General features: G+C 37.4%; 9 protein-coding genes. 8 read left to right on the top strand and 1 reads right to left on the bottom strand.

Annotated elements, in window-relative coordinates; genetic code table 11:
- The first annotated feature begins 347 nt into the window (after positions 1 to 347).
- Positions 348 to 1,523, top strand: coding sequence for a helix-turn-helix domain-containing protein (locus F1E73_RS04920; RefSeq protein WP_191088985.1), 1,176 nt, complete (start codon positions 348 to 350; stop codon positions 1,521 to 1,523).
- Positions 1,524 to 1,802: 279 nt separating this feature from the next.
- A complete protein-coding gene (locus F1E73_RS04915; RefSeq protein WP_150451273.1) occupies positions 1,803 to 2,738 on the top strand; it encodes a BspA family leucine-rich repeat surface protein in 936 nt (311 codons plus the stop codon).
- A 103-nt stretch (positions 2,739 to 2,841) separates the two neighbouring features.
- Here F1E73_RS04915 and F1E73_RS04910 read toward each other — a convergent pair whose 3' ends face one another.
- Positions 2,842 to 6,846 carry a hybrid sensor histidine kinase/response regulator transcription factor gene (locus F1E73_RS04910; RefSeq protein ID WP_191088984.1) on the bottom strand — a complete coding sequence of 1,335 codons (4,005 nt, stop codon included), beginning with the start codon at positions 6,844 to 6,846 and terminating at the stop codon, positions 2,842 to 2,844.
- A 205-nt stretch (positions 6,847 to 7,051) separates the two neighbouring features.
- Here F1E73_RS04910 and F1E73_RS04905 point away from each other — a divergent pair, with 205 nt between their 5' ends.
- The 6 genes from F1E73_RS04905 (at position 7,052) to F1E73_RS04880 (ending at position 20,592) form a co-directional block, all read left to right on the top strand.
- Positions 7,052 to 10,114 carry a SusC/RagA family TonB-linked outer membrane protein gene (locus F1E73_RS04905; RefSeq protein ID WP_150451271.1) on the top strand — a complete coding sequence of 1,021 codons (3,063 nt, stop codon included), beginning with the start codon at positions 7,052 to 7,054 and terminating at the stop codon, positions 10,112 to 10,114.
- A 21-nt stretch (positions 10,115 to 10,135) separates the two neighbouring features.
- A complete protein-coding gene (locus tag F1E73_RS04900; RefSeq protein WP_150451270.1) occupies positions 10,136 to 11,851 on the top strand; it encodes a RagB/SusD family nutrient uptake outer membrane protein in 1,716 nt (571 codons plus the stop codon).
- Between the two features lie 101 nt (positions 11,852 to 11,952).
- Positions 11,953 to 15,108, top strand: coding sequence for a sugar-binding domain-containing protein (locus tag F1E73_RS04895; protein ID WP_150451269.1), 3,156 nt, complete (start codon positions 11,953 to 11,955; stop codon positions 15,106 to 15,108).
- A 59-nt stretch (positions 15,109 to 15,167) separates the two neighbouring features.
- Positions 15,168 to 17,471: a DUF5703 domain-containing protein gene (locus F1E73_RS04890; RefSeq protein ID WP_150451268.1), complete on the top strand. Its 2,304-nt coding sequence runs from the start codon at positions 15,168 to 15,170 to the stop codon at positions 17,469 to 17,471.
- 115 nt (positions 17,472 to 17,586) lie between these two features.
- Positions 17,587 to 18,465: an alkaline phosphatase family protein gene (locus F1E73_RS04885; RefSeq protein WP_150451267.1), complete on the top strand. Its 879-nt coding sequence runs from the start codon at positions 17,587 to 17,589 to the stop codon at positions 18,463 to 18,465.
- A gap of 39 nt (positions 18,466 to 18,504) precedes the next feature.
- Positions 18,505 to 20,592 (top strand): right-handed parallel beta-helix repeat-containing protein, encoded by a 2,088-nt coding sequence (locus F1E73_RS04880; RefSeq protein WP_150451266.1) that lies wholly within the window; start codon positions 18,505 to 18,507, stop codon positions 20,590 to 20,592.
- Positions 20,593 to 20,639 lie beyond the last annotated feature (47 nt).

The following is a 20,639-nucleotide window of genomic DNA, read 5'->3' as shown; positions in this document are numbered from 1 at the left end:
TTGTTCCCGTACCCAATTATCTTTTAAGAGTATTGTAAAGTACGTAAAAGTTTATAGTAGCTAAAGATTTCCTTTAAATTAATGTTGGTGGTTTTTACTGCTTTCCGTTTATTTGAAGTGTCTATGTAAATGTTTAGACCCAGATCATGGATTTTCCATCGCGGGACTATAGAGAGTGATATTATTGATTAGGCCCTGTTTTTTTTGATTTATTCTTGGCTATATTGAAGGGATCTGAAACTGTGGTAGTTTCCAAGATAGCTTTTGTTTACAGGGAGCAAACTGGGGTTTAATCAATAAGCTAAGTAGTCTAATGAATGTGGCCCCTGAATTATAAAAGTATTATTTTGAGTGATATATTATTGATAACAGGAATTTTTGGTTTTATCCTAACAAGCATATTTTTCCTAAAGAAGTCTACCAACCCCAAGGCCACTGGATTTTTGGGTGGGTTTTACCTATTGCTCTCATTCTACACAGTTCAGGCCTATATCATAGATGGTGGAAATTTGGCACTAGCTCCCTGGTTTTTTTTATGGCCACTGATGCTTTATAATGTAATTGCCATCCCTGTTTACTTTTATTTTATAACAATTATAGAGGATGAATTTAAATGGAAGAATAGCTACCTATTATTATTTATCCCATTTATTTTAAGTGTGATTGATGTAAGCTACGTCTATTTGCAGCCAGATGCGCTATATGACAGTATGTTGCATGAGGCTATCACCGACCCAAAAAACAGACTTCATGTAAGTTATTGGTTGTTAAATTTAGATCAGCATATGCTTATGCGGCATGTGTGGCAGTTTTCCACATTAGTGTTGGTATGGCCCAAGTTGCGAAATTTTATTAGGGAAGATAATAAGGAAGACCAAAAGGTTATCTTGAATAAATGGTTGATGGTTTTTTGGGTGTTCTTGATGCTCTTTTCTATTTTGGCTATGCTATATGCTTTAGAAAACATGATGAGATCTAGTGTGTTGGAGTTATTGTTTCATTATAAAAACAGTAAGGCCCTTATACCATTGATACTGTATCTTATCATATTTTCCATAGGTGTTATTCCTATTTACTTTCCCTCAATTCTTCACGGTTACCCTCGAATTAAAAAACAGCCTGTAAAAATTGAAAAAGCTATCAATCCATCTTCTGAACAAAAATTTGGATTGGAGGAAACCAAAATAAAATCCAAATTGGAAAACTTGCAACAGGAGCGACGCTATTTGGAAAAAGATTTTAACGTTACCAAATGTGCTAGGGAATTGGAAATACCAGCACACCATCTTTCCTATTTTATAAAGAAATATTACGGGATTTCTTTTACCGCCTACAAGAATAAGTTGCGCATGGAGCATGCAAAAAAATTAATCGAAATAGGTTTTTTAGAAACTAATACCATAGAGGCCTTGGCTTGGGAATGCGGTTTTTCAAGTAGAAGCTCTTTTAGTAAGGCTTTTAAAAGTGAAATGGACCTTAGTCCAAGTGAATATGCGCTAAAATTTGAGGCCGATAGCTTATAGTGCACTTTTACAGCTTCTTATGGGATGTAATTCCATCTTCTAGTAGGTGTTCTTATTTGATTTGAACACTCTTTTTATCCGTTTAATGGCAATATTTCTCGTTTAATGTAGTTTTTTTGCAATCGTAGTTTGAAGTATAGAAAGAAAATTCGCACTTTTATAGATGGTTTTATATTGACCAATTCTGACAAGTTGGTAACGGAAAAAAGCATGTAAAATATCTTTCTTATTTCCCTTTAACGAACTAACCAAGAACCAAAGTTTAGTGATTTGATTACCATGAAAACCCCAACCATTACATTGTTATTATCCTTTTTCTGTTTTTTAAGTTATGGTAGTTTATTAGCACAGGGCGAATTTATCACTACCTGGAAAACCGATAATCCCGGAAAAACCGATGCCAAGAGTATAGAAATCCCTATAGGGGAGGGAATTTTTAATTATACGGTAGATTGGGGAGATGGGTATAGCACTTCCCATAGGGGGGCTGCTAAGCATACCTATTCTAGAGCGGGGATTTATATTGTGAAAATTAGTGGCGACTTTCCACATATTAAATTCAGTTTTCATTCGGACTCTAAAAAATTACTTTCCGTGGAGCAGTGGGGTAACCAGGTTTGGGATTCTATGGAAAAGAGTTTTTATAAATGTTCCAATGTGGTAATCAATGCCGCGGATGCTCCTAATCTTTCGAAGGTTAGCAGTATGCGAGGGATGTTTGACGGTGCCCGATCTTTAAATCAGGATATCGGTCATTGGGACGTTAGTGGTGTTACAGATATGGGGCATATGTTTAGTAGTGCTGTACGTTTCAATAAGGACATCGGATCCTGGGATGTTGGGAAGGTAAGAGATATGAGTTTTATGTTCCATGGTGCAAAATCCTTCAATCAAGATATTAGTGGCTGGGATGTAAGTAGGACTAATAAGATGGAAATGATGTTTATGAATTCCAGATTGTCTACCGCTAATTACGACAAGCTCCTAAAAGGGTGGAGTATGCTAGACTTACGGCGTGGAGTTTCATTTTTTGTAGGTGAGACTACCTTTTGTGAGGGAACAACCGCTCGCCAATTGATTATGGATAAATTTGGATGGTCCATCATAGATGCCGGTAAGGATTGCCCAGCTGAGCCCTATACCACCACTTATAAAATAGGCAAACCCCGTCCTGGTAATGCCAGTCCTATCAACATAAGGAAACGATTTCTTTAGTGGCAGTTTACACCAAGTGGCAAGGCGCTTGGCTATAATTTGTATCTCCATCAATATTTTTTGTGATGGGATTTCTTAGGGTTAATGGCATTTCTATTCTTACTTATCCCGTATTGGGTTTTTGGGATTCGGCATATTCGCTGGGAGGTACTTTAAATTCTGCCTTGAAGGATCTTGTGAAATAAGATGGGTTGTTGAAGCCCACCATATAAACTATCTCATTTACTGCATATTTATTTTCTAATAATAAGCTTGCTGCTTTTTTTAACCGTATAAGTCGTATGAAATGAATGGCGGATAAACCGGTCAAGACCCGTATTTTTCGATAAAGTTGATCCGGACTCATCAAAAGTTTTTCTGCGAGCTCCTGCACGGAAAATTCAGACTCGGATAAGTGGATGTGAATAATTTCGATTACTTTTTCTATAAATTCTTCATCCACTGAAGAGGGGGTGGATTGATCTGAAACAGAGGTGGATAGTAGGAATTTCTTTTTCAATGCCTCCCTGTGCTCTATTAAATTTTTTACCATAGTTAATAATAATGTGCTGTTGAAAGGCTTTTCTAAATAGGCATCACTTCCCTTTTCAAATCCTTCAATTTTAGTTTCCATAGTGTTTTTTGCTGTTAAAAGTATAACTGGGATGTGGGAGGTATTTAAGTTGGTCTTTATGCGACTACAAACTTCAATACCATCTATTCCTTCCATCATTACATCCGAGATAACAAGATTTGGTAATCTTTTATTGGTTATGGATAAGCCTATGGTTCCATTTTCAGCTTCGAGAACATTATATTCCTGTTGTAATATTTCCCTTAAGTATTCCCTTATGTCATAACTATCATCAATTACTAGCACTGTTGGCTTTTTCGAAACATTCTTCGTATCTACCTCGTTGTATGGAGAGACTATGTCTTTTTCATTAACGGTAACAAATTTCGGGTACCCCTCCTGATTTGGAAGTAATGGAAGGTGTATGATAAATTCTGATCCAACGTTTTCTGCACTTTTAACTTCAATGTGGCCGCGGTGTAGATCTATGTATTTCTTAACTAATGCAATACCAATACCTGTTCCTGGCAAATGGTTGTTGTTTTTAGATCTATAAAACCTAGTAAAAATGTTTTCTAACTCATCTTCAGGAATACCCATTCCCGTATCTTTGATCACAATTACCGTATTTTCTTCATCCTGGTTGAAATGAATCATAATCTGACCATATTTTGGCGTAAATTTGATAGCATTGGACAGCAGATTGAAAAATATTGACTCTAGTTTTTGAGGGTCTGCAACTATCCATATTTTATCTTCAGGAGAGGAGATGTCAAAATCTATTTCTTTGTTCTGTGCTAGTTCACTAAACTGATAGTGAATGTTTTGAACAAATGAATTTAATTCGATTCGCTTTAAATCTAGTTTTATGTTATTCGTATCCGCTTTTCTGAAGTCTAAAATCTGGTTTACCAAACTAAAAAGTATTCTTGTGTTTTTGAGCATCCGCTGTAGTTTGGATTCAACTTCTTTCTCAAAAGATTTGGTGGTTATTATTTCTTCTAATGGTCCAAGTATTAATGTTAAGGGTGTCCTTATATCATGGGATATGTTGGTGAAAAAAGCCATCTTTTGCTGATAAATTTCAAATTCTCGCTCTTGCTTTATTTTTTCAATTTTTAGTTCCTGTTTAATTCTTATACGATTTTTAATCTCCTTGTAGACAATGTAAATTATGAAGGAAAGAAGAATAAGATAGATGAAATATGCACAGAAAGTGGTCCACCAAGGACGCTCTTTAATAATCGTTATTGTTCGTATGTTGTTAGACTCCCACCCGCCTTTTAAGTTGGAAGTTTGCACTTCAAAAGTGTAAGTTCCCGGAGGTACATTAGTATATGAGGCTGTTGCGGAGAGGTTGTTGGAAATATTCCAACCGGATTCGAAGTTTTTTAAACGATAGCGCAACTGGTCTTTTGAGTTTTCTATAAAGGAAATAGCGTTTAGGTCTATTGAAAATGTTTGTGAATAATGAGGTAGTCTTAGGGTGTCCGAATAATTTAAGTGTTTTGGTAAAACCGTAGTCCCTTTATAACTTTCTAAAGGTTTAATTTCCTGATCTAATATTTTCAACCGGGAGAAATATATGTTGGGTAGGTGGGGTCTCTCTATGGTGGTATCCGTTTTGGATACAAGTAAGCCATTGTCCGAGGCTCCAAATATGAGATCCTTTATTGGATCAAAATAGAGGTCAGAAAATGTATATTCCTTTAAAAAAGGGGTGGTTGATTGGGTGGTTGGTTCATAGACATAAATACCTTTATAAGTACTGATCCAGAGCCTCTGTTGCATATCCTCGATCATTCCTGTAGTGATGGCTCCATTTAAAATGGGTAATTTGAAAGGAGCTTGTTTCGAATCTAGTTTTCCTATTCCATTGCGGCATAAAATCCAGATATTGTTTAAAGAGTCCTTATAAAGGCTTTCTGCGATAATCTTTTGATTGGTACCCTTAAAGTTGGGATGATGAATGGCTTCCTGTACGACTCCTTCGTTAAATTGAATAGAAAACAGTCCGTTTTTTGTTGATCCAACCCATAATTGGTTTCTTTCCTTATCGGCAAGTAAACAACGGATATCAGTATTGGCCAAAGATTTTTTATCTGAAAGTTGAAATTTTTCTAATTGGTGGTTCTTAAAAGAGTAGCTATATAACCCATTGTTAAAGCTCCCAATCCATAATTTATTGTCCGGTCCTTTGGTAATAGTGTAAATTCGTTCGGACGCAAGGCTGTCAAAGTTGAACTTATTTTCTACCAGCATTCCTTTTGTTGGGTCAAAAACCTTAATGCCATGCTCCCAAGTGCCTATAAACAGTAATTTTAGATCAAGGTCATAATAAAGGGCAGAAATGGAATTTATCTCTGCTACGTTTAGGATGGATACAAAGTTTTTTTCTGAGGGATTGTATATGCACAATCCATTTCCATGGGTTCCCAGATATAAATCACCTTCTGGAGTAGTGGCAATATTCCATATGATATTTGAGAATAAGTTTATTTCGCTCCTACTGTCATAGACAAACTGAAATTTACTCTCATTTAAGTTTAGGAGGTTTACCCCTCCAAACCAAGTGCCTACCCATAAGTTATCATTACTATCTACCATTGTAAACAAAGCGTAATTGGAATTGATGGAATTGCGTTTGTTTTCTAAGTAGGAATAGTGATCTAGCTCCCTTCCATCCAAGGAAAAATTATATAGTCCGTCTCCTTCTGTGCCAACCCACAGTTTATCTTGGTGCAGGGATATACTTCTAATAATGGAATTAGTTAGTTTCCAGGGGGTTTTAACTGTAGTGGGGATAGGTTGGTTAAGGTAATGAGTTGTATTTACATTATAAAGTCCGCTATTGGTACCAACAAATAGGGAGTTGTTAATAAAAGCCATACTACGTATTTGGTTCACACCCTTAAACTCTAAGGGGTAATCAATAATGAAATTAGAATTCTCTTTATTTATTCTAATAACCTTAGAACCATTTCCAGCAGCCAGAATACTTTGATTGGATTCAATAAATGTGTTAATAGCAAAGGATGTTGTAGAGACCAATGAGCTCTTAACCTTCCTAGTTGATGATGTACGGGAAGTTATTTCGGAGCTTTTAAAAGTTATGATTTGTCCATCCTTTAATCCGAGCCATACATTCTTATTTTTATCCAAGAAAAGTGTGTTAACGGATACAGTGGCATCTAAAGGGATAGATGAAATCTTAAGGGGGACTATATCTTGCTTAAAATTATCCAAAAGAAAAAGGCCCTTGTCCAAGGAGCCTATAAGGACGAAACCTTTATTGAGTGGTAGAACGGCTGATATTTCACTACTAAAGCCCTCTTTATTGTATTGGTTTAAAACTTGAAAATCTGTGCCGTTGAATATACTAAGTCCATTAAAACTTGATATGTATATTAACCCATCCTCATCTTCACTAATGTGCTCTATGTTATTAGAAGATAAACCTTCTTTTGTAGAGTAATTAATAAACTGGGCTTGGCTACTCTTTCCTGCCAAAAAAAGAATAGGGATAAATACCAATAATAATTTTCGAAAACTCATTTGAAAACCACTTAATATGAGAAGTAAATATATGGTTTTGGGTAGTATAAAGATGCCTAAGCCCGGAATTGTACTAGTCTTTCCCGATAAAGTTATAGTGTTCCGATATTGATATAGCATTAGACGGATATGTTCTATCATAAAATTAATGTGTTAGTTAATATTGAATGTTAAATAATCGCTAATAATCAAACGCATAGAATTTATGAAAAGAACATGTTTAATGTTTATCGGTGTATTCTTGGGACTCACATCCTTTGCCAGAGCACAGTCGATAAAAGTGACCGGTAAAGTCACAGATGAAAGTTCAACGCCAGTTTTTGGCGTTAATATAGTAGAGAAAAATTCTGCTAATGGAGTGGTTTCAGATTTTGATGGTAACTACCTTATTAATGTAGCTGATCCTAATGCCACGTTGGTATTTTCCTTCTTGGGATTAAAATCGGTGGAGGTAAAACTTGAAGGAAGAACTCAATTAGATGTGGTAATGCAAGAAGATGCTTCCGCTCTAGATGAAGTGGTAGTTATTGGGTATGGAACTTCTACGAGAAGGGATCTTACAGGATCCGTTAGTAGTATTCGTATAGAAGATAGTCCAATAGCTAACATAGCCAACGTTAATGCCCTTGAGGCTATGAAGGGTAAGGTAACTGGTCTTAATATCGGAAATGTAACCTCAGCTGGTGGACAACCGAGTATTCAAGTGAGAGGTCAGAACTCCCTTTCTGCCGGAAACTCCCCCTTATTGGTCGTTGATGGTCTTATTTACGAAGGTGGTTTTTCTAGCATTAATACGAATGATATAGCCTCCATAGACGTATTGAAAGATGCTAGTGCTGCAGCCGTTTATGGATCTAGATCTGCTAATGGTGTGATAATAATCACAACTAAAAGAGGAAAAACCGCTATCCCTCAGATCAACTTGAGTGCTTATAATGGAATTCAGACTTGGACTAATAAGCCCGATATGATGAATCCAGAACAGGCGCTAACATTTAGACAAGATGTGTATAAATCTGGGGGTGCCACTGGAGGAGACTTAGATTTACAGCGTATCCTAAATCAAAAAGAATATCAGGCGTATCAAGAAGGTCACTACATCGACTGGTTTGATGAAGTAACACGCCAAGCTTCTATTCAAAGCCTGCAACTAAGTATTTCTGGTGCTACTGATAATGTGAATTATTACCTTTCTGGAAATGTTTTAGATCAAACAGGAATTGTTGTCGGTGACGACTTTAAAAAACAATCTGTTCTGTTAAAGTTGGACACCGATGTAACAAGTTGGTTGAAAGTAGGAGCCTCTTTAAATGCAGATATACGTGATTATTCGGGAAACTCTGCAAATCTTTACACTGCAACTTACATTAGTCCTTTTGGATATAAAAATGTTCAGGAACCTGGCTTTGAACATTGGTTGGAAAGATACCCAGGAGCAGTTACCACATGGAGCAATCCCTTACTTGGTACCGAACTCTATAATCTGGAAAAGAGATACAATTACCGAGGGACGGCCTTTGCCGAAATACAACTCCCATGGATTAAAGGGTTAAAATATCGATTCAATTATAGTGCAAATCGCTATCATAGCGAAAGCGAAGGATTTACTGATGAAAAGTATTATGTAAATACATTAAAAATTGAAGAATTAAACAATCCAGGTAAATATTTGAAGAATGCCAATGGATATAAAAATAATTCCACTTCAGACAGTTATCTCTTCAACAACATACTCTCTTATAATACCTCTATAGCAGATGTTCATAATATAAGTGCAACCTTAATGTCTGAAAGACAGCAAAGAATAAACAAACATTCTAACTTATCTGCTTCCGATTTTGAAGAAGTGGGAAGCACGGCATTAGGAGTACATGCTCTTGAACTTGGTAATAATGAGAAGAGAAATGTAAATACGGGTTATAGCAAGTTGAATCAACTAGCATATTTATTCAGAGTTAACTACAATTTTGATAATAAGTATCACGGTACTTTTAGTTATAGGCGTGACGGGTATTCTGGATTTGCACCTGGTAATAAGTTTGGTGACTTTAAGGCACTAGGCTTAGCTTGGACTATTTCTGAAGAGTCTTTTGTAAAGGATAAGGTGAATTTTATAGATCATTTAAAACTTAGATTGTCTTATGGAGAAAATGGGAACCCATCTATAGGAAGTTACGGCACCTTGCCAAGGGTTGGGAATTCGTCCTATGTTTTTGGAAGTGAAACAGTGAATACTGCTTACCAGTCTAGCTTGGCAAATGCCGGGTTAAAGTGGGAGCAAACGAATGCTACCAATCTTGGTTTAGACTTTTCTATATTAAAGGATAGAGTGTCTGGTTCTTTAGAGGTATATGATTCTAAAACTACGAACCTACTAATGACCCGAAGACTGCCCATAATGACCGGATATGGTAGCATATTAGCCAATATAGGGGAGATCAATAACAAAGGATTAGAAGTTAATCTGACTACCGTTAATATTAAGAATCAAGACTTCTCTTGGGAAACATCCTTTACATACTGGAAAAACAAAAATAAGATTGTAAGCCTTTATGGAATCGATTCTGATGGTGACGGAGTAGAGGACGATGATCTAGGAAATAGATGGTTTATAGGGAAATCTCTTGGAGCTATCTACGATTATAAGTTTGATGGAATTGTGCAAACCGAAGATATAGAATATCAAGAAACCTTTGGTGCTAGACCCGGGGATGTGAAATTCAAAGATATAAGTGGTCCGGATGGGGTGCCTGATGGAAAGATAACTACAGATGATAGATCCATAATTGGTTATACCAAGCCTAATTTCACGCTGAATATGTCTAATACCATTAACTATAAAAACTTTAATCTATACTTTAATTTCAACTATATAGATGGTGGAAACAATCATTATTTGGCAGGAAATAGAAAAGGATTAATGGGGGCCTTGGTTCCTAATGCATCTAAATGGTTAAATCTTCCCTATTGGACACCAGAGCGGCAAGGCAACAAGTATCCAAGACCAGATTATAATAATCCTTACGGCTATGGATTTTATCAATCCCACTCATTTATAAGACTTCAGGACCTTACTCTTGGGTATACCTTTAATAAGAAATTGATTGAAAAGGCAAATATTTCGAACCTTAAGATATATGCCAGTGGTAAAAACCTATTAACAATCTCTGATTGGATAGGATGGGATCCTGAAAGTGCTACTCAAATTGGGGAGTACTCGCTGCCCGGTCTTAGTTCATTTACTTTAGGACTTGACGTTACTTTTTAATCCAAATAAATTTTAGTAGAAATGAAAATATCAATAATAAAAATAAGTGTTGTCCTATTCGCTTTTCTAAGTATAAGTTGTGACGACGACGCATTCTTGGAAGAAGACTTAAAAGATCGATTTACAACAGAAAATGCCTTTTTAAACGTAGCGCAGTTTAAAACTGGACTTAATCAAATGTACAGGCAAACCAGAGCCTATTTCAATAGTGCAGATGGCGCCCGTGATTTTATCAAGAACGGATACGGTACAGATGTTATGGCGAGTACAACAAGATTGGAGAAAACAGACAGTTTTTGGAATAATCTAGGTTCTCATAGTCAGTTTCCTAATGATTGGTACAATCGTAATTACCAAATGATAAAAAACTGTAACGAGCTTTTGTTACAAACAGAAAATGAGCAAATAGAATGGGTAAATGAGAATCAAAAGTTGGAGATCCAAGCGGAAATTAGATTTTTCAGAGGCTTTTCATATCGTAACCTTGCTACCTTGTTTGGAGGGGTACCCATTGTTTTGGAACCGGTAACATCTCCTAAATTGGATTTTAAAAGGGCTACTAGATTAGAGACGTATCAAGTTGCGTTGGAAGATTTATTGTTTGCGAGCCAGTATATGACAAAAACTACGGATCAACCCGGAAGAGCTGTACGTGCTGCAGCCGATCATTTTTTAAGCGAGGTCTACATAAGCTTAGGGGATGAAACAGGTGATAAGGATATGTACGAAAAAGCAATAGCTGCTGCCTCTAGAGTTATTGATGGCACGGATGGTGATTACTCTTTAATGCAGAGTAGATTTGGTACCCGTAGTAATGAGGAGGGAAAGGATGCGTATTGGGACCTGTTTAGAATGGGGAATCAAAATTACCATGATGGAAATAAGGAGTCTATCTGGACCATACAATTCGAAAGAAACGTATCTGGAGGAACTAATATTTATGACCGACCGTTGTTTGAGCGAACCTTTTGGCCAACTTTTTGGAGAGCAAATAAATTTGGATTCGAAGGGCCTGCGCGTGATTGGACCGGTAGGGGGAATGCTTGGATAAAACCGAACAACTATTTTAAATATGATGTATGGAAGAATGCAGATAATGACAACCGAAATGCTCATCATAATATCCAAAGAATATATACTGCACCTAAAGTTATTGTAAATGGACAGCAAACCGATAGGGATACCACCTATGTGTCTAGTGTAACACTGGCAAATGGTAACGAAATTGAAGTTAGTCTAAAACCAGGGGATACCATTAGAAAAGAATGGTTAACCAGTAGGGATGATACACTAAGTTATTTCTTTCCGAGAATATTTAAAATGGGAACCGATAAGCATATTGATGCTATTCCGGACAATGGCTATGTGCGAGATGCCTATGTGATTAGGTTGCCAGAAACCTATTTTTTGCGCGCAGAGGCATTAATGAAAAATGACGATTTAGCAAATGCAGCAAAGGATATTAATACGGTTCGGCAGCGTTCCAATGCTTCAGATATTACTCCCTCCGACGTCAACATTGATTTCATTTTAGATGAAAGAGCTCGAGAACTTTGGGGTGAAGAATGGCGGATGTTTACCTTGGCCAGATTGGGAATGATTTATGAGAGGACGAAGGAATTTGGATGGCCAGCAGATGTAGAAGCAGTAGAACTGCATCATAATCTATTCCCAATTCCACAAAGCGCTATAGATGCAAATTTAGAACACCCATTGGAGCAAAATCCGGGATATTAATAAAGTTAATTGTAGTGTTGTTTAGTTAGTTGAGTGTAAGAGGTGCCATTGACATTTAACAATGGCACTTTCTTTACTTAAAATCCATTATGTATTAGGTTATGATTCAGATTTTTAGAGTTGTTGTAATAGTTTGCATGTTCCTTATCAGTGCTTTGCTTGGCCTATCGGGCCTCTATGCCCAGGAGACCGATTTTTTTGCAGAGATCGGGAATAAAATACAAAATGAACGAATGAGCCTGCTGGAGGAAAAACTTCCTCCCAAATTGCCTGAAATCGAAATTCCTCTCAGTAAAGGAAAAAAATATTCCTTTAAAGAGGTGCCAGAAATCAGTACTAAAAAGGAGTTGTATAAGGAGCTCGAAGTCTTAAAGAAAAAGTTTCTTCCCTTTATGGAGAACAAGGCTCCAGAGATTAAAGCAACACGAGATCGGGTGTATTTATCAGAGTTCCAATGGAGAGAAGAAACACCCGAAGATAGACAAAACTTTAAGGGAACCCTTAACGGGGAAGGTCAATGGAAGAACGTACAGGTTCCGCATTTCGATGCGCCTTATGGCAGGGCAACTACCTACTATTATAAAAAGATAAATATTTCTCGGGAAATGTTACAAGACCGAGCTCTTTTTATCCATTTTAAAGCCGTGGATTATAAGGCCCACGTGTTTTTCAACGGTGCTTATGTTGGTTCCCATGAAGGATTTTTTGCCCCTTTTGAGTTTAATGTAAGTAAGTATGCCAAGGAAGGTGAAAATGAACTCTTGATACAAGTAGAAAACGATTATACTACTACCGGATTTGTAGCTGCAGGGAAAGAACGTTTTTTTGGTGATAAGATTTATGGGGTAACCGGACTTGGATACGATAATTTTTATGATGGTGGACATCAAGGCGCTGCAGGCATGGGGATATATCAAGACTGCTATTTAGAATCTAGAGACCCAATTCATATCAACGATGTTTTTGTAAGGCCGCTTTACGATCAAGAGATGGTGGAAGTTCGTATAGAAGTGAACAACTATCATGAAGATCGTAGGCCAATTAGCTTTAACCTTTCCATATTTGGACAAAACTTTGAATCCGTTGTTGTTAAAGATTCCCTTATAGTACCCTCTGCTTTGCACATCCCTGGGATTGGAGATTTACAAAAACCAACGGATTGGCAACATACTAGGACCAATTTAGGCTATGGTCCCAATTATTTTACCTACTACGTTAAAATGCCTGAATTTAGATCCTGGAGTAATGATACACCATGGTTGTATCAAGCACAAATAAATGTATTGGATGAAAATGATGTAGTTGTAGATGCCCAAAAACAAACTTTTGGAATGCGTTCATTTACGATGGATACGGTCTCTATTCCAAAGGGAAGAATGTATTTTAACAACAAGAAAATAAGATTAAGGGGAGCAAATACCATGGGCTTCCTACAGCAAGATGTTTTTAAAAAAGATTGGGATCAATTGATTGATGATATCTTATTGGCCAAGCTGACCAATATGAACTTTTTAAGGATGACTCAACGTCCCGTACAACCAGAAATCTATGAATATGCTGATATGCTGGGGCTTATGTTACAGACCGATTTCCCCACTTTCGGGGGAATTCGCTATAACCAATGGGAAGAAAGTGTAAGACAGGTTTCCGAAATGGAGCGATTAATTCGGAACCACCCCAGTAATGTGATTATAACCTATATCAATGAGCGCTTCCCGAATGGAGAAGGCCATCCGCATAGAAACATGGCCACTCCAGAGCAATATTTTTCCCTATTCAGAGCCATGGACGAGGCAGTACTTAAGGAAAACCCGGACAGGGTAATTAAAAAGTCTGATGGGGATTACGATCCACCTACACCTGGATTGCCAGATAATCATTGTTACAACACTTGGTATAACGGCCAAGGATTAGGGATAGGAAAGCTATATAAAGGGTATTGGCAGTGGGTAAAACCGGACTGGTACTATGGTTGTGGTGAGTTTGGGGCAGAAGCCTTGGATCCTGTGGAAGTGATGGAAAAATATTATCCCAAAGAATGGCTGCCAAAAGACCAAGAGGATGATAAGAATTGGACGGCTAACCGGATATACGCAGCACAGACCCATAAATTCCATTATATGTGGTACAATACCCAACATTCTTTACAAGATTGGGTAGATGCTAGTCAAGACCATCAGGAATGGGCTTTGGAAACGGTTACCGAAGCCTTTAGAAGAGACTCTAGCATGGTGACCTTTGCCGCACATTTGTTTATTGATGCCTGGCCGGCAGGATGGATGAAAACTATTATGGATGTAGATAGGAATCCAAAGAAGGGATATTTTGCTTATAGAAATGCATTAAAGCCTACTATAGTAAGTATTCGTAGTGATAGAAAACACTTCTATGAAGGGGAAGAGGTAGCTGTGGAATCGTGGATTGCCCATGACCCTAATACTAGCCCTAAAGATTATTATATAAAATATCAATTAGAACATGGAGGCAAAATAATCCAAACTGGGAGAAATACCGCTGAAGTACCTCATAACAGCTCAAAATTTCAGGGCTTTATAAAGTTTAATGCACCACAGGTGAAAAAAAGAACGCCATATATATTACGTGCCGCAGTTTTTGACGGAGCTGGGAACAGTGTAGATCAGACAACCATGGATATCGATGTCTTTCCCAGCCCTACAAATGTTGAATCTAGTAGAATAGGTTTCTTGGGGAAAACTTCCAAGACTAGCACTTACCTAAGAAATCACATAGGGGGTGCAGTAGTCCCTAACTGGGAGGATGCCGACGTAATATGGGTGTCTAGCTTTGCGGATTATGATATCTATAAGGAAGAACTAGAAAATCTTGCTAAATCTGGTAAAAAAGTGATTTTGTACAACGTTCCTGTTGGCGATCATTATATTGGTGGTACTTCAGTAAAAGTTCAAAACACCTCTATGGGAAGTTATTATTTTACATCGCCCCAAACAGGTCATAGGTTTACTGAAAACGCTAAGCCGTTCGATTTTAAAATGTGGTACGATGAGGAAGTAGATTATATTACTCCATTCTTAGATAAGATCGTCCTATCAGATCATTGGTCACCAATTTTATCTACGGGGAATACCAACTGGGTAGAAGATCAAGGAGCTGCAATGGCTGCCGGGGAATTAAAAATAGGAGCGGGGTCCATAATAATATGTCAGCTTGATATTATTAACCGACTGAAAACGAATCCTGTAGCTCATAATTTTGTATGGCAATTGATCTTTAATTAAAAGCGTGTTGTGGGATTTTAATTTATTCAAAACTTGAACACAATAATTTGAAACATAAAATGAAGAACATAGCGTGTCAGTTATTTGTATGTATTCTGTTTTTGGTACCAAGGTTATTTTTTGGTCAAGAACCAAAAAGTACATTGCCTTTGTCCCAAACGGATAATTACAATGTCAAATGGAGCAGCCCAAGCGAAAATTCTTTGGGTTCCATGCCAGCTGGCAATGGAGATATAGGAATAAATGTATGGGCCGAAAAAAATGGTGATGTAATCTTTTATTTGGCGAAAACCGATGCTTGGAGTGAAAATGCCCGTTTGTTGAAAATAGGAAAAGTGAAGGTGTCGCTAACGCCTAATCCGTTTAAGGAAGGGGGCATTTTTCGCCAAGAACTAATTCTGAAAGACGGAAATATCCATATTGAAGTAGGAGATGAAAATGACCAGGTGACAATAGATGTGTGGGTAGATGCTAACCATCCGGTAGTAGAGGTAAATGTAACCAGTAAAAAGCCTATTACCGCCAGGGCAAGTATGGAGTCTTGGAGGACGGAAAGTCGTCAGTTAGATAATCCTGTCGAGTTGCATTCTGCATATGGTTTGCATGGAGAAGGGGCTCCCAAAGTTATTGTAGAAAGAGACACTCTTTTAAAAGGGTATGGTGACAAGATATTATGGGCACATCAGAATAATCGATCTATTTGGGAGGAGAATTTAAAACTTCAGGGCTTGGACGAATATATAGATGCCAACACAGATCCTTTATTATATAGGACTTTTGGAGCATTGATGGAGTCAAAAGAGTTGGAGAGAACTGGACCAATGACCCTAACTTCCAAGGGAAAAGTAAAATCATTTTCCGTCTCCGTATTTGCGCATACAATTGAAAATGCTACACTGGATACTTGGGCTACTCAGCTGATGGCCATCTCAGATACTATCGGTAAGAAAGCACGAACCAAGCGTTTTAAGGATCATCAAATTTGGTGGCAATCCTTTTGGGATCGCAGTTATATTGAAATTAGTAGTAGAGAAGAGAAGCATAAAGAAGAGGTGTATAATATTAATCGCGGTTATGCACTTCAAAGGTATATGTTAGCGTGCTCGGGTCGTGGGAATTCGCCAATAAAATTTAACGGTTCTTTGTTTACGGTAGATACCAAGGATTTAAGGGGGAAGTTTGAAGGATTTGATGCTGATTATCGTAGATGGGGAGGCCCTTATTGGTGGCAAAATACAAGATTGCCTTACTGGGCGATGCTTGCATCAGGCGATTTTGAGATGATGAAACCGCTTTTTAAAATGTATCGTGATGCATTACCAATCCGTAAATTAGCTACTGAAAAATACTATGGGCACCAAGGCGCATTCTTCCCGGAAACAATGTATTTCTGGGGTACCTACGTGGATGGAAATTATGGGAGGAGTCGGAGTGGACTTCCGCTGGGGATGACTGAAAACAAATATATTAGGCATTACTGGCAAAGTGGCCTTGAGATTTCTTTAATGATGATCGATTATTATTCCTTTACTAAAGATAGGGTGTTTCTTAAAGAAACTTTGTTGCCGGTGGTCTCTGAAATCATTAATTTTTATGATCAACATTGGGAGCGTGATGAGAACGGAAAAATTCGTTTTGATCCAGCCATGGCTCTCGAAACATACAGTGTGGCGGTGAATCCTTTACCGGAAATTGTAGGGATAAATAAGGTTTGTAGTGAATTACTAAAACTTCAGGATACTGAAGTAAGTAGTTCCCATAAAACACAGTGGGCTAGACTAATTAGTGAAATGCCTCCAATTCCTATTCGTGAAATGAATGGAGTGAGAATGTTAGCACCTGCCCAGGAATACAGTGGAAAGCAAAATGCTGAAAATCCGGAATTGTATGCTATTTTCCCTTACCGTACTTATGGTGTAGGAAAGCCTGATTTAGAGTTAGCCCGAAATACATTTCATAATAGAGCTTTTAAACAAACAGGAGGCTGGCAACAAAACGCTATTAAGGCCGCCTATCTGGGACTCACCGATGAAGCTGCTAAATTAACTTCAATTAATTTTAATACAAGTAACAAAGCCTATAGATTTCCTGCTATGTGGGGACCTAATTATGATTGGACACCCGATCAAGATCATGGAGCGGTAGCTATGATAGCACTTCAGCGTATGCTATTGCATTACAATGATGATGAGATTCATTTATTGCCTGCCTGGCCCAAAGACTGGGATGTAGATTTTAGACTACATACACCAAATAGTACTGTTATTTCTATTTCAGTTAAAAATGGAGAAGTTATTCAAAGTACTATGGAACCTGATAATAATGATTCGAAAATAATAATTTCATCTGATTTCCTTAATTAACATGATCTTTTGAATTGATAGGTATCTTAAATACTGTTTTATACAGAGGTTATAAAAAAATAATTAAAAGTTTAACTGCGTGATAATTAAAAATTTTAATATAAGTATCAACAGAATGAATAAAATAAATTGCAAGAATTTACCGTTTGTTTGGGTTTTTGTTTCGCTTTTCATGGTAAGCCATTTAAATGTTAAAGCTCAGAATAAAGTGTTGATCATCGGGATTGATGGAACCCGACCAGATGCCCTCTTAACGGCACATACTCCCAACCTTGACGGTCTTTGGCAAAATGGGGCCTATTCTTTTAAAGCAAAGACAGACCCTTTAAGTTGGAGCGGGGTGTGTTGGACCAGTATGTTGACTGGCGTTTGGAAAGAAAAGCATAAAGTTTATTCCAATTCGTATGAAAATCCGAATGTCAAGGAATATCCGCACTTCTTTAGAAGGGCAAGAGAGCAAAAGCCTAATTTAAAAACGTACTCCATTGCCAACTGGAAGCCTGTACATAATATACTACAAGAAAACGATGCAATCCTATCTGTACACAGGAAAACAGATGCGGCGGTAACAAAACAGGTCATTAAGACCTTGAAAAATACAGATGTAGATGCTCTCTTTCTGCATTTGGACAATGTAGACCACGCAGGTCATAAATTTGGGTATGCATTGGAAAATAAAAAATACATAGGTGCTATTGAGAAAACGGATAAGAAGGTTGGGGAAATAATAAAGGCTTTGAAAAAGCGAAAGGAGTATCAGAAAGAAAATTGGCTTATTTTGGTGTCTACGGATCATGGAGGTAGCGGAAAAGGACATGGAAAGGATACAGCAGAGCATACCACTATTTTTTATATAGCAGCTGGAAAGGATGTAGTCCAAGGAGAATTATTAAAGCCGGTAAATGTGGTGGACGTTACTGTTACTGCATTAAAGCATTTAGGGATTGATGTAAAAGAGGAATGGAAGCTAGATGGGGAGGTTTCGGGACTTTAGAGTTTGTTAGTTACAACAGAATATAAAACAAAGTTATTGATGATAAAGTTGCTAAGTTGTTTGGTCTTATTAGTATGGAGTAATATAGCCATATGTCAGGAAATCTATGTTTCTCCTACTGGAAAAGACACGGGAAGGGGAACAATTAAATCTCCCTATAAAAGCTTGGAAAAAGCTTTGCAGAAAGCGGTCAATTGGAAAGACGGAAACACTATTAGAAAGGTGGACATTTATCTAATGGGCGGAGTTTATAAACTTGTAAATACAATACAGTTAGACGATCGTCATTCCCACATTAATATTAAAGCCTACCAAGACCAAGAGGTGGTTCTATCGGGAGGGTTGAATATACCTGCTAATTACTTAAAAGTTAGTGACCTGAAATTTAGTTCCAAAAAAAGTTCTCTTCCCATTTATGAGGTTAACCTTAGAGAGTTAGGAATTATAGATTTTGGGAATTTGCGTAATGTTGGGTTTTCTAGACCTTACGGACCTGCTTGGGGTGAGCTTTTTGTAAATGGAAAAGCCATGCATTTGGCTCGCTGGCCTAATAAAGGCATGGTGCCCATGGGGAAAGTGTTAGAAAAAGGAGCTATTCCTAGAGAGGATGATTTCTCCGATAGGGGAGGGGTAATTAAATATGATACTTTGCGAATTAGTAATTGGGCCAAGGAGAAAAACGCCTGGATGTCCGGTTATTTTATGCATGGTTATGCGGATGATATGGTGAAGATAGCAAGTATAGATACGCTTAAGAAAACTATTAGCACAGCATCGGCTACCCTATATGGCTATGGAAATGGAAAACCTTGGCAAAAATGGTATGGTGTCAATATATTGGCAGAATTAGATGCCCCAGGGGAATATTATATCGATGCTGAAGAGGGAATGCTGTATTTTATTTCGGATGTAGAAAAAATTTCTAGCGTGGATTTTTCTATTCTTGAAGATCCGTTTTTTCAAATTGAGGGAACAGAGAATTTAACCATACAAGGTATTTCTTTTCAGAATTCGCGAGGAATGGGTATTGCTATGGCCAACACAAATGGAGTTACAATTGATGGATGTACTTTTAAAAATCTAGGAAGTTTGGGGATTTCAGTAGGGAAGGGGATAGAGGCTTTTACCGAGTATAGACATGAAGGGACAGGCAAGGCAAAAGCTGGAGTATTGGGTAGTTTGCTGCAACATTTGTATAGTAATACCACGTTTAATAGAGAAGGTGGATTCAATAATAAAATTGTAAACTGCACATTTTCACAATTAGGAGCTGGTGGGGTTTCTTTGGGCGGAGGTAATCGCTTAACCTTAGAGGAAGGTAATAACATTGTGGAGAATTGTTTGTTTTATGATATAAATAGAATAGAAAAATCATATAGACCTGCCGTACACCTTACAGGCGTTGGAAATAAGGTAATACATAGTGAAATGTACGATCTGCCAAGTGTAGCTATCTTAATGCATGGAAACAACCATACAATTGAATATAACTATATTCACGAGGTGTGTTTAGAAGTAGAAGATATGGGAGCTATTTACTATGGTAGGGATCCTTCTGAAAGAGGAACTGTGGTAAGGTATAATTATATAGCTAATATTCCAGATATTTATAACACTAGTGCTGTTTATCATGACGATGCCGCATGTGGGTTAATTGTAACTGATAATGTGTTCTATAAAGCCGGAAAATTAAATGTTTTAATTGGTGGTGGCTCTGATAATATTTATAAAAACAATTTTTTCATTGAAGGTAAGGTGGGAGTCCGCACTGGTAATAGATTGCAATCTTGGGCTAAATGGGTTTTGGACGAAGGTGGACTTTTTGAGAAGCGAATGGAAGCTGTCAATTATGATCAACCCCCGTATGTAGAGCAATATCCAACGCTTAAGAACTATTTTGAGAATGCGGAAATTCCAACAGGTAATATCGTAGCCGATAACGTATTTATTAATGTCAATGAAGTGTATGTTGGTAAGAAGGAATGGCTAGGTTTTGCCGATTCTAATATTAGTGCTAACAAGATGTTGCCTGAGGTGAAAAGTAAAAACGAATTTATAAATCAAATTGTAAATGAAATTTCTGGTTTGGAAAAATTACCTTTGAAGGAAATCGGTCTGAAAAACTAGGAATGAATCAATGATTTATACCTAAGTACACTAAATGAGAACCTTAT

The organism is Arenibacter lacus (assembly GCF_008711145.1).
GTDB lineage: Bacteria > Bacteroidota > Bacteroidia > Flavobacteriales > Flavobacteriaceae > Arenibacter > Arenibacter amylolyticus.
This window is presented reverse-complemented; position numbering and strand designations above follow the sequence as displayed.